This window comes from Streptomyces sp. NPDC102490, assembly GCF_044765285.1.
Taxonomy (GTDB): Bacteria; Actinomycetota; Actinomycetes; order Streptomycetales; family Streptomycetaceae; genus Streptomyces.
The window spans coordinates 277939-289888 of record NZ_JBIWJU010000014.1; the positions used below are offsets into that span (position 1 = coordinate 277939).

The following is an 11950-nucleotide window of genomic DNA, read 5'->3' on the forward strand; positions in this document are numbered from 1 at the left end:
TGGCGTGTCCCGCGAACCGGCTTGCCTTCGACGGCAGATGGACGCTCAGCGGTCCACGACCCGCATCTCGAACCAGGTGGTCTTCCCGCGCGGCAGCAGGTCCACGCCCCAGCGGTCGGAGAGCTTGTCGACGAGGAAGAGGCCGCGTCCGCTGATGTCCGTCTCCTGCACCGGCATCAGGCAGGGCAGCCCCCGGGAGGGGTCGCGGACCTCGACGCGGATCCAGCCGGGGCGGCGGCGCATGTGCAGGCCGAAGATCCGGGCGCCGGTGTGGCGTACGGCGTTGCCGACCAGCTCGGAGACGAGCAGGACGGCGTCCTCCGTGATCTTGGGGCCGAGCTGCCACTGGCGCAGGGCGACGACCTGGGCCAGCCGGCGGGCGGTGGCGGCGGACTCGGGGCGGGAGGGCAACGGAACCTCGCGCTCCGTCGGGTTGCCGAACAGGTCCAGCACCTGGAGCGCGCGTTCGTCCTCGACCGCCGGCGACCAGCGCGCCGCGGTCGCCCGTCCGGCTCCCCGCGGCAGTTCCGTACCATCCAGCCCCGCCATGCCCCCATCATGGCCGCCCGCCGCGGGCTCCGGGGCCGTTCCCGGGGAATACGCCTGCGCGGGGGCCGGGCCGGGTGACGGTCGATCGGCATATGCCGCAGGCAGTTCGGAGCCGGAAACGGCCCCACTGACCTGCGTGAACGGCTCGGCCGGAGACAAGCGGCGGACTCCCTCGACAAGGCGCGCTTAATGGTGCGTTAAGGCTGCCATAAACCGCCCCATCGAGGGACCCGGATCAGACATCGCGTCAATTGCAAGGGGTACAGGGCGACTTCGTACCAGACGCCGTCACAGGAACGTGGCCTTGCCGGGGCCCTCTTCCACGAAGCTGCGCATCCCGCGCTCGCGGTCCTCCGTGGCGAACAGGCCCGCGAACCAGTTGCGCTCGACCGCGAGGCCGGTCTCGATGTCCGTCTCCAGACCCGTGTCGATCGCCTCCTTCGCCGCGCGCAGCGCGATGGCGGGGCCCTTGGCGAGCCGCGCGGCCCAGGCGTGCGCCTGCTCGTAGACCTCGGCGGCCGGGACCACCCGGTCCACCAGGCCGAGCGCCAGCGCCTCCTCGGCCTTCACCTGGCGGCCGGTGAAGACGAGGTCCTTGGCCTTGGAGGGGCCGATCAGCCGGGACAGCCGCTGGGTGCCGCCCGCGCCGGGGATCAGGCCGAGCAGGATCTCGGGCTGGCCCAGCCTGGCGTTCTCCCCCGCGATGCGGAAGTCGGCGCAGAGCGCGAGTTCGCAGCCGCCGCCCAGCGCGTAACCGGTCACCGCGGCGACCACCGGCTTGGGGATGCGGGCCACCGCGGTGAAGGAGTCCTGGAGGGCACGGGACCGCGCGATCATCGCCGCGTGGTCCATCCCCTGCATCTCCTTGATGTCCGCGCCCGCCGCGAACACCTTCTCGCCGCCGTGGATCACCACGGCGCGTACGTCCTCGCGCCGGGTGACCTCCTCGGCCAGCTCCTTCAGCCGGTCCTGGGTGGCGACGTCCAGTGCGTTCATGGGCGGGCGGTCCAGGCGCAGCGTTCCGACGCCGTCCGCGACTTCGAGATGTACGGTCATGCCCCGCAGGTTAGCGGGCGTTCACGTGCGGTGGCAGTCGGCCCCTTACGCCTTCCACTTCTCCCAGGACATGTTCCAGCCGTTGAGGCCGTTGTCGGGGGCGATGGTGGCGTCCTCGGAGTTCTTGACCACGACCACGTCGCCGACGATGGAGTTCTCGAAGAACCAGCGGGCCGGTGCCTTCTCGTCCCAGCCGCCGCGCACGTCGCGCAGGCCGATGCAGCCGTGGCTGGCGTTGCGGTTGCCGAAGGCGTCGCCGCCCCAGTAGTTGCCGTGGATGAAGGTGCCGGAGGTGGACAGGCGCATGGCGTGCGGGACGTCCTTGATGTCGTACTCGCCGCCGTAGCCGACGGTCTCGCCGTTCATCCGGGTCACCGCGAGCCGCTCGGTGATGACCATCTGGCCGTTCCAGGTCTCGTAGCCGGGCGCTCCGGTGGTGACGGGGATCGTCTTGAGGGTCTTGCCGTCCCGCACGACCTTCATCGTGTGCTTCTTGGCGTCCACGACGGAGACCTGGCTGCGGCCCACGGTGAAGGAGACGGTCTTGGTCTGCTCGCCGTAGACGTCCTCGCGGCCTTCGACGCCGTCGAGGTTGAGGTCGACGGTGACCTTGGTGCCGGGCTTCCAGTACTTCTCGGGGCGGAAGTCGAGGCGGTCGTTGCCGAACCAGTGGCCCTCGACCTCGACGGCCGGCTCGGTCTTGACGGTGATGGCCTTCTCGACGTCCTCGGGGTGGGTGATGCCCCGGGTGAAGCGGATCGAGAACGGCATGCCGACGCCGACCTTCGAGCCGTCCTCCGGCGTGAAGGCGCCGACGAAGGTGTTCTTCGGCGTCAGGGTGGTGAAGCGGGAGTCCTCGGCGGCGGTGCGGCCCTCGGAGTCCTTGGCGACCGCGTGCACGCTGTACGTGGTGGCGGCGGCCAGGTGGGTGGACGGCGTCCAAGTGGCGCCGTCCCCGGATATCTTCCCGTCGACCTTCGCGCCCTTGCCGTCCTTGACGACGACCTCGGTGAGCTTGCCCTTGGCGGCGCCGACCTTCAGGGCGCCGCTGGTGTCGACGCCCTTGGCCCCGTTCACGGGGGCGACGGTGACGACGGCCTCGGACTGCTCGCTCTGTGCCGCGGTGGCGTCCTTGCCCTTCTCCCCCTTGCCGTCCCCGGCCCCCGAGCCGCTCCCACCGCACGCGGTGACGGTCAGCATCAGCAGCCCGAGTACCGCCCCCGCTATCGGACGCACGTTCACCTTGTTCTCCCCTCGCCGGGCCCGGTCGGGCCCGCGCCCCAGTGCGCCCGCGCGCACCGGCGCATCGTAACCGCAGGCCAGGGGGTCGAGGGACAGGGCAATTGTCACTGTTCCGTACCGAGTTGGCGGGAGGGTGCCGCGAGCGCGGCCGGCGTCACGTCACCGCGCCGCCGGCCTTCCACCGCTTCCAGTTCATGTTCCAGCCACCCAGACCGTTGTCGGCGGCCACGGTTGTGTCCTTGCTGTGGACGACCTCGACGACGTCGCCGATGAGGCTGCGGTCGAAGAACCAGCCCGCCGGGGTGTCGGAACCGCCGCCCTTGTCGTCGCGCAGCCCGACGCAGCCGTGGCTGACGTTGGCCCGGCCGAAGGTGTCGGCGGGCGCCCAGTAGTTGCCGTGCAGGAAGGTGCCCGAACTGGTCAGGCGGATGGCGTGCGGGACGTCGGGGATGTCGTACTCGCCGCCGAAGCCGACCGTGCGGCTGTTCATGCGGGTGACCTCCAGCATCTCGGTGATCACCATCCGGCCGTTGTAGGTGGGCGTCGTCGGCGCTCCCGCGGTGATCGGCACGGTGGCCAGCAGGGTGCCGTCCCGGCGCACCTGCATGGTCCGCTCGGCCGCGTCGACGCGGGAGACCTGGCTGCGGCCGACGGTGAAGGAGACCTTCTTGTGCTGGAGCCCGTAGACCCCCTTGGCGCCCTCGACGTCCCGCAGGTCCAGGTCGACGGTGACCTCGGTGCCGGGCTTCCAGTACTCCCTCGGGCGGAAGTCGAGGCGGTCCTTGCCGAACCAGTGGGGGCGGATCTCGACGGCGGGCTTGGCGGTGACCGTGATAGCGCGTTCGACGGCGGCGCGGTCGGTGATCTCCCGGTTGAAGTCCAGCGAAACGATCATGCCGGTGCCGACGACCGAGCGGTTCTCGGGGGCGACGTAGGCGATGAAGCGTTCCTCGGGGACCTCGGTGGTGAACGTGGTGTGCCGGGCCGAGCGGTGTCCGCCGCCGTCCAGGGCGACGGCGTCGACCGTGTACTTGGCGGCGAGGGCGAGCCGGTCGTCGTCGGGCCGCCAGCTGAGGCCGTCCTCGGAGATCCGGCCGGGCACCGGGGTCTCCTGCGCGTCCTGCGACCTGACCACCTTCACCGACTCCAGGCGCCCGTCGGGCACCCGCACCGACAGCTTCCCGTCCGGGCGCACCGACTTGCTCCCGTCGTCCGGGGTGACGCGGATGACGTCCTCGGCGGCGGGTTGTTTGCCGAACATCTCGCCGATGCCCGAGCCGATCCCGGACCCGGCGCCGCCGCCGTCCGAGGTGCATCCCGCGGCCCCGGCCAGCAGTCCTGCCCAGGTCAGTAGGGCGGCCAGCGCGGCGCCCGCGCGCCGTGCGCGCTCGTGTACGTGCCTCACATCCACCCGTAACGACCGGCCGGCCCCGGGGAAACGTGAGTGCGAGCCACCCGGTGGGCAGAACTCTGGGCAGAACTGTGGGGAGGACGACGCGATCGGGGAGCAGCGGCCGGGACGCCGTACGCCCTCCTGCCGGACGTCGTTCCACGAGCCGTGGGAGGCCGACAGGTGTCCAGCGCAGCCGAGCAGGAGGCGGTGCCCGGGGAGCGGGCCGCCGCGGACGGCCACCCCGCCGTCGTGGTCAACGGCGCGCGGCGCGCCGCGCCGCCGCCCGCCGTACCGGCCCGCCCTGGCACCCCGGTGCCGCTGGGCGCCCGGTTCCGGACCGGGCCCGGCCAGGTGGCGGGGACCAACTTCGCCCTGTGGGCGGGCGGGGCGGAGGCGGTGGAGCTGTGCCTGTTCGACGGGCCGGGCCCCGCCGCCCGGGAGAGCCGGGTGCGGCTGACCGAGCTGACCCACGAGATCTGGCACGGCTTCGTGCCGGGCGTGGGGCCCGGGCAGCGCTACGGCTACCGGGTGCACGGCCGCTGGGACCCCTGGACCGGCGCCCGCTGGAACCCGGCGAAGCTGCTCCTCGACCCGTACGCCCGCGCCGTGGACGGCGACTTCGGCCTGCCGCCCGAGGTGTACGGCCATGTGCGGGACTGGCCGGAGCAGCGGGTGGCGGACACCGTGCGCGACGACCGGGACTCGGCGCCGTACGTCCCCAAGGGCGTCGTGGTGCACGACGACGACGACTGGTCGGACGACCGCAGGCCCAAGACGCCGTGGGCGGACTCGGTCATCTACGAGCTGCACGTGCGCGGTTTCACCAAGCTCCACCCCGGCATACCGCCCGAGGAGCGCGGCACGTACGCGGGCCTCGCGCACCCGGCGGCGATCGAGCACCTGACGCGGCTGGGCGTGACGGCGGTGGAGTTGCTGCCGGTGCACCAGTTCGCGCACGAGAGCCACCTGCTGGACCGCGGCCTGAAGAACTACTGGGGCTACAACTCGGTCGGCTACTTCGCCCCGCACGCCGGCTACGCCGCCTCCGGCACCACCGGTGAGCAGGTCGGCGAGTTCAAGCGGATGGTGCGCGCGCTGCACGCGGCCGGCATCGAGGTGATCCTCGACGTGGTCTACAACCACACGGCGGAGGCGGGCGAGCTGGGCCCGACGCTCTCCCTGAAGGGCATCGACAACCGCGGCTACTACCGCCTCCAGCCCGACGCCCGCCGGTACGCCGACTACACCGGCTGCGGCAACACCCTGCACGTCGTCCAGCCGCACGTGCTGCGCCTGATCACCGACTCGCTGCGCTACTGGGTCACCGAGATGGGCGTGGACGGCTTCCGCTTCGACCTGGCGGCGGCGCTGGCCCGCTCGATGCACGACGTCGACATGCTCTCCCCGTTCCTCGCGGTGATCGCGCAGGACCCGGTGCTGCGCCGGGTGAAGCTGATCGCCGAGCCGTGGGACGTGGGCTCGGGCGGCTACCAGGTGGGGGCCTTCCCGCCGCTGTGGACGGAGTGGAACGACCGCTACCGCGACGCGGTGCGGGACTTCTGGCGGCACGCGCTGCCGGACGTGCGGGAGATGGGGTACCGCCTGTCGGGCTCCAGCGACCTGTACGCGTGGGGCGGGCGGCGGCCGTACGCCTCGGTCAACTTCGTCACCGCGCACGACGGCTTCACGCTGCGGGACCTCGTGTCGTACGAGCGCAAGCACAACGAGGCCAACGGCGAGGGCAACCGGGACGGCACGGACGACAACCGGTCCTGGAACTGCGGCACGGAGGGCGAGACGGACGACGCCCGGGTGCGTGCGCTGCGCCGCCGCCAGCTGCGCAACCTGCTGACCACGCTGCTGCTGTCGACCGGGGTGCCGATGCTGGTCGCGGGCGACGAGATGGGCCGCACCCAGCGCGGGAGCAACAACGCCTACTGCCAGGACAACGAGACCAGCTGGGTGGACTGGAGCCTCCTGGACGACCCGGAGTGGCGCCCGCTGTTCGCCCTGGCCTCGCGTCTGATCGCCCTGCGCCACCGGCACCCGGTGCTGCGCAGCCGGGCCTTCTTCTCCGGCCGCGCGCACTCCGCGGACGGCCTGCGCGACCTGGCCTGGTTCACCGCGGGCGGCACGGAGATGACGGAGCGGGACTGGTACGCCCCCGCCGCCACCCTGGGCATGTACCTGTCCGGGCGGGACATCCCGGGCCGGGACGAGCACGGCGACCCGATCACCGACGACAGCTTCCTGGCCGTCCTGCACGCGGGCGAGGAGCCGGCCGGCGTCGTCCTGCCGGGCGCCCCGTGGGCGGAGCGGTACGAGGTGGTCGTCGACACCGGCCGGGAGGAGCAGGACGAGGCGCCCGGGGCCGTGCATCCGGCGGGCGCGGAGATCACGGTGCCGGGGCGGACGGTGCTGCTGCTGCGGGCGAGCGGCTGAGCAGCGCGGTTCCGGGCGGTTTGTTGCGGCCCGTTGCGGCTCATTGCCACCCGTTGCGGCCCGTTGCGGCTGCGTGAACTCGGCGGCGATCTTCTTGACCGGGTCTCCGCGTGCCTGGAAGCGTCCCTGGTCGGCGCCGCTTCGGCGCACCTCCGACCTCGTCCTCCAGGGGATCACGCATGCCCGAGATGTCCCGCCGCCTCTTCGGCGGCCTGGTCGGCGGCGGTGCGGTGAGCGCCGTCGCCGGTGCGTCCGCCACCGCCGGGGCCGCCACGCCCGCCCCGGCCACCGCTCCCGCCGAGCGCCCGTTCGCGGCCCGCACCGGGGCCCGGCCCGGCAGGCGCCCCAACATCCTGTTCATCCTCGGCGACGACCTCGGCTGGGCGGACCTGTCCTCGTACGGCGCCCCGCACATCAGGACGCCGCACCTGGACCGGCTCGCCGCCCAGGGCGTGCGGTTCACCCAGGCGTACGCGGGGTCGGCGACCTGCTCCCCCACCCGGTTCAGCCTCTACACCGGACGCTACCCGGGCCGTACGAAGGGCGGGCTCGCGGAGCCGATCGGCGACCGCGGCCAGGGACTGGACCCGAACCACCCGACCCTCGCGTCCCTGCTGAAGCGGGCCGGTTACGCCACCGCGCTGATCGGCAAGTGGCACTGCGGCTGGCTCCCCGACTACAGCCCGACCAAGTCCGGCTGGGACGAGTTCTTCGGCAACTTCGGCGGGGCGCTGGAGTACTTCTCCAAGCTGGGCCAGCTCGGCGACTACGACCTGTACGAGGGCGACGCCACGTACAAGGACCTGCGCTACTACACCACCGTCCTCACCGAGCGGGCCGTCGAGTACGTGGGCCGCGGCCACGACCGGCCCTGGCTGCTCAACCTGAACTTCACCACGCCGCACTGGCCGTGGCTGGGCGAGGACGACGAGGAGACCGGCGCCGCGATCGCCGCCGAGGTGCGCGCCGGGAACGTGCTGGGCGCGCTGCTGCACAAGGACGCGGCTCGGTGGAGAAGTACCGGGAGATGGTGGAGAACCTGGACGCCTCCGTCGGCACGGTGCTCGCCGCGCTGCGCCGCTCCGGCCAGGAGGAGAACACCGTCGTCGTCTTCGCCAGCGACAACGGCGGCGAACGCTTCTCGTACCAGTGGCCGCTCAGCGGCGGCAAGTCGCAGCTGCTGGAGGGCGGCATCCGGGTGCCGACCGTGTTGCGCTGGCCGGCCCGCGTCGACGGACGGCAGGTCAGCCACGAGCCGGTCTACTCGCCCGACTGGACGGCCACCCTGCTGGAACTGGGCGGAGCGCGCCCGGACCCGGCGTACCCCCTCGACGGCCACAGCCTCGCCGACTACCTGCTGCGGGGCCGGAGGCTGCCCGAACGCGACCTGTTCTGGCGGGTGCGGGGCAACCGGGCGCTGCGGCGGGGCGACTGGAAGTACTACCAGGACGCGCAGGGCCGCGACCACCTGTACGACCTCGCCGCCGACGCCCGGGAACAGGCGGATCTCGCGGCCGACCGGCCACAGCTGCTGGCCGAGTTGAAGGCGGCCTGGGAGCGCACCGACCGGCAGCTGCTGCCCTATCCGACGGCCTGAGTCCGGGCCGGGGCGTCAGCCGAGGATGCCCCGGTCGTACGCCGTCGCGACGGCCGCCGCGCGGTCGTTCACGCCGAGCTTGGCGTACAGGTGGGTGAGGTGGGTCTTCACGGTCGCCTCGCTGATGAACAGCTCCCGGGCGATCTCCTTGTTGGAGGTGCCGCGCGCCACCAGGGCGAGCACCTCGCGCTCGCGGGCGGAGAGGGGCTCGCCGCCGGGGGCCTTCGGGGCGCGGACGGCGGAGACCAGCCGGGAGGCGACCGCCGGGGAGAGGACCGAGCGGCCCTGGGCCGCCGCGCGGACCGCGGTGAACAGCTCGTCGCGGGGCGCGTCCTTGAGGAGGTAGCCGGTCGCTCCGGCCTCGATCGCGGGCAGGGTGTCGGAGTCGGTGTCGTACGTGGTGAGCACGAGGACCCTCGCGCGGGCTCCGCGCCGGGTCAGCTCCCGGATGGCGTCCACGCCCGAACCGCCCGGCATCCGCAGGTCCATGAGGATCACGTCGGGGTCGAGCACGGCCGCGCGGGCCAGCGCCTCCGTGCCGCCCGCCGCCTCGCCGAGGACGCGGAAGCCGGGCGCGGACTCGAACATGCCGCGCAGGCCGTCGCGGACCACGGGGTGGTCGTCGACGATGAGGAGGGAGATCACGGCGTCATCGGCGGTCGGGGCGTCGGTCGGGGCGTCATCGGTCATGGCGGACCAACGGTACGCGAGCCGAGACGGCCGTGCCGTGTCCCGGTTCGGCCTCCACGGTGAGCGAACCGGCGATGCGCTCGGCGCGGGCCCGCATGCCGTCGAGGCCGAAGCCGCCGCTGGTGGTGTGCTCCCGCGCGCTCAGCGGGTCGAAGCCCCGGCCGTCGTCGCGGATGTCGAGGGTGACCTCGTCGCCCATGTAGGAGAGGGTGACGCCGACCCGGCCGGCGGCGGCGTGCCGGGCCGTGTTGGACAGGGCCTCCTGGGCGATGCGCAGGAGCGTGGCGGCGACCTCGTCGTGGAGGTGCTCGGCGGTGCCGGTGACGGTGAACCGGGCCTGCACGCCGGTGCGTGCGCCCCACTCCGTCACGGTCTTCTTCAGCGCGTCCGGCAGTCCGTCCTCGGCCAGCGCGACCGGCGAGAGGTTGTGCACGGAGCGGCGGGCCTCGCCGAGGCTGTGCCGGGCCAGGGCGAGGGCCCGGTCCAGGTGCTCGCGGCCGAGTGCCGGGTCCGGGATGGCCGCCACGACCTGGAGCTGGGCGATGATGCCGGTCAGGCCCTGGGCGAGGGTGTCGTGGATCTCGGCGGCCAGCCGCCTGCGCTCGTCGGCGACCCCCGCCTCCCGGGCCTGGACGAGGAGTTGTGCGTGGAGGGCGGCGTTCTCGTCGAGCGCCTGCTGGAGGGCGTTGTTGGTGCGTTCCAGTTCGGCGATGGTCTCGACCCGGGCGCGGCCGCGGGCCTCCTCCAGCGCGGCGAAGTGCGCGAAGAGGGCCACCAGCATGCTGTTGACGGTGAGGATCGCGCCGAAGAGCACCCAGCCCATGACCCCGTTCGGCGGCAGCCCGCCGGACTGCGAACCCGCGAGGGTGACGGCGGTGGCGAACAGTCCGGCCCGGCACAGTCTGCGGGGCAGCAGGTACTGGGCGCCGAAGTAGCCGACGACCGCGTAGAAGGCGAACAGCGGGTTCAGCCAGGTGAGGGCGAAGCCGATGGCCCAGCGGACGGCGTAGTAGCAGGTGCCGGCCGGGGACGGTTCGGGGCGGGTGCGCGCCGCCCGGTTCCACCACAGCTGCACCGCGACGGCCGCGCCGATCAGTGCGCCGCTCGCCCGTCGTTCGCCGGTCGTCATGCCGATGGCGTCGGCCGCCGACCAGGCGACCAGGGTCCCGACGGCCAGCAGCGCGTACGGGCCCCAGCGGTGGAACGCCGCCCACCGCTCGTCGACCGCCGTCGTCTCCGTCATGGCGTCATTGTCGGACACGCGGCCGCCTCTCCTTGCGCTCGCTGCCGTGCGCTCCCGTTCGCTCCCGCTCATTCCCAGCGGAACCAGCGTGCGGCCGCCGCCGTGAGCAGCACCGTCCAGCCCACCAGCACCGCCAGGTGGGACCAGCCCGGCCAGTCGCCCGCCGCCGCCTCGTTGAGGGCCTGCGCGGCCGCTCCGAACGGGGTCCAGCCGACCACCCGGGCCAGCAGGTCCGGCATGGCCTGCACCGGCAGCCACACGCCCGCGCAGAACATCGCCGGGAAGAGGGCGGCCGACCCGATCGCACCGGCGATCTTCGTGGTGCGGGAGAGCGCGGAGAGCACGGCGCCCAGGGAGAGCGCGGCCAGCACGGCCAGGAGCAGCGCCAGGAGGTAGCCGAGGGGCTGCTCGGGCAGGCCCACGTCGAAGGCGAGCCGCCCGACCGTGAGCGCGAGCAGCGCCGAGACCAGGGCGGCCGCGCCGCACACCACCATCTGCGCGGACAGCAGCGCCGCCGGGCGCACCGGCGTGGCGGACATCCGGCGCAGGATGCCGCGCTCCCGGTAACCGGTGAGCACCTGCGGCATGCCTTGGAGACCGCCGAAGGTCAGGCCGAGCAGCACCGCCACCGGCACGTAGGCGTCGACCGGGCGCAGTCCGCCGAAGGAGGGGTCGGCCTCGCGGAAGGACGGGATGGACCCGAGGATCGCCAGCAGCAGCGTCGGGAACACCAGCATCCAGAACAGCGCGCCGGGTTCGCGGCGGAACAGCCGCAGCTCGGTCCTCAGTACGGCGGTGTCGAAGACGTCGGTGGTCATGCGGTGGCCTCCGTCAGGTCCAGGAAGGCGTCGTCCAGCGTGGTGTCGGTGACCCGGAGCTGGTGGGCGGTGACGCGGGTGCGGGCGAGCAGGGTGATGACGGCGTTGACCGTCTCGTCCGTGCCGGACAGGGTGACGCGGCCGTCCTTGAGCTCGGCGGAGGCGAGTCCGGGCAGCGCGCGCAGGTCCGCCTCGTCCAGCGGCGCGGACGGGGTGAAGTGGATGACGGTGGCGCCCGCCGAACGCCGGATCAGTCCGGCCGGGGTGTCCAGCGCGACGACGCGGCCCCGGTCGATCACCGCGATCCGGTCGCACAGGCGCTGGGCCTCCTCCATGAAGTGGGTGACCAGCAGGACGGTGACCCCGCTCGCGCGGATGTCCTCGATCAGCTGCCAGGTCTCCCGGCGGGCGCGCGGGTCGAGGCCGGTGGTCAGCTCGTCCAGGACGACGACGCGGGGGTCGCCGACCAGCGCGAGCGCGATGAACAGGCGCTGCTTCTGGCCACCGGAGAGCTTGGCGAACCGGGTGTCCAGCAGCGGGGCGAGATCGAGCCGTTCGGCGAGCGGGCGCCAGTCGGCGGGCTTCGGGTAGAAGGCCGCGTACAGCTCCAGGGCCTCGCGGACGGTGAGCTTGGGCTGGAGTTCGCTCTGCTGGAGCTGGGCGCCGAGGACCTCGGCGACCCGCCGGTGCTCGGCGACGGGGTCGAGCCCGGTGACCCGGACCCGGCCGGCGTCGGGGACGCGCAGTCCCTCGACGCACTCGACGGTGGTGGTCTTGCCGGCGCCGTTGGGGCCGAGGACGCCGAAGATCTCGCCCTCCTCGACGGCGAAGGACACACCGTCGACGACGGGGCGTCCGCCGTAGGACTTGCGCAGGTCGGTGACTTCGATGACGGGCATGGCACCAGCGTCCCGGCGGGC

9 protein-coding genes and 1 pseudogene are annotated in these 11950 nt (G+C 73.0%); 2 read left to right on the forward strand and 8 right to left on the reverse strand.

Translation table 11 applies throughout. From position 1 onward, the window contains the following. Positions 1-45 precede the first annotated feature (45 nt). From ACIRGB_RS30515 to ACIRGB_RS30530, 4 genes are all read right to left on the reverse strand, one after another. A complete protein-coding gene (locus ACIRGB_RS30515; protein WP_403871811.1) occupies positions 46-549 on the reverse strand; it encodes an ATP-binding protein in 504 nt (167 codons plus the stop codon). A 288-nt stretch (positions 550-837) separates the two neighbouring features. Next, positions 838-1605: an enoyl-CoA hydratase/isomerase family protein gene (locus tag ACIRGB_RS30520; RefSeq protein ID WP_403871812.1), complete on the reverse strand. Its 768-nt coding sequence runs from the start codon at positions 1603-1605 to the stop codon at positions 838-840. Between the two features lie 45 nt (positions 1606-1650). Beyond that, the gene (locus ACIRGB_RS30525) at positions 1651-2847 is read right to left on the reverse strand and encodes an Ig-like domain-containing protein (protein WP_403871814.1); all 1197 of its coding nucleotides are present in this window, start codon (positions 2845-2847) and stop codon (positions 1651-1653) included. A gap of 154 nt (positions 2848-3001) precedes the next feature. Continuing rightward, complete coding sequence (locus ACIRGB_RS30530; RefSeq protein ID WP_403871816.1) at positions 3002-4252, reverse strand: Ig-like domain-containing protein; 1251 nt, start codon at positions 4250-4252, stop codon at positions 3002-3004. 168 nt (positions 4253-4420) lie between these two features. Between ACIRGB_RS30530 and glgX the strand changes: the two genes are divergently transcribed. Further along, positions 4421-6682 carry a glycogen debranching protein GlgX gene (gene glgX, locus ACIRGB_RS30535; RefSeq protein WP_403871817.1) on the forward strand — a complete coding sequence of 754 codons (2262 nt, stop codon included), beginning with the start codon at positions 4421-4423 and terminating at the stop codon, positions 6680-6682. A gap of 179 nt (positions 6683-6861) precedes the next feature. Then, a pseudogene (locus ACIRGB_RS30540) lies at positions 6862-8279 on the forward strand (sulfatase). 15 nt (positions 8280-8294) lie between these two features. On the opposite strand, the gene ACIRGB_RS30545 reads toward ACIRGB_RS30540, so the two are convergent. The 4 genes from ACIRGB_RS30545 to ACIRGB_RS30560 form a co-directional block, all read right to left on the reverse strand. Next, positions 8295-8969: a response regulator gene (locus ACIRGB_RS30545; RefSeq protein WP_403871819.1), complete on the reverse strand. Its 675-nt coding sequence runs from the start codon at positions 8967-8969 to the stop codon at positions 8295-8297. After that, complete coding sequence (locus ACIRGB_RS30550; protein WP_403871855.1) at positions 8959-10212, reverse strand: sensor histidine kinase; 1254 nt, start codon at positions 10210-10212, stop codon at positions 8959-8961. The genes ACIRGB_RS30545 and ACIRGB_RS30550 overlap by 11 nt, the downstream gene beginning before the upstream one ends. A 68-nt stretch (positions 10213-10280) precedes the next feature. Continuing rightward, a complete protein-coding gene (locus tag ACIRGB_RS30555; protein WP_403871821.1) occupies positions 10281-11030 on the reverse strand; it encodes an ABC transporter permease in 750 nt (249 codons plus the stop codon). After that, complete coding sequence (locus ACIRGB_RS30560) at positions 11027-11929, reverse strand: ATP-binding cassette domain-containing protein (protein ID WP_403871823.1); 903 nt, start codon at positions 11927-11929, stop codon at positions 11027-11029. The genes ACIRGB_RS30555 and ACIRGB_RS30560 overlap by 4 nt, the downstream gene beginning before the upstream one ends. Between the last annotated feature and the right edge of the window lie 21 nt (positions 11930-11950).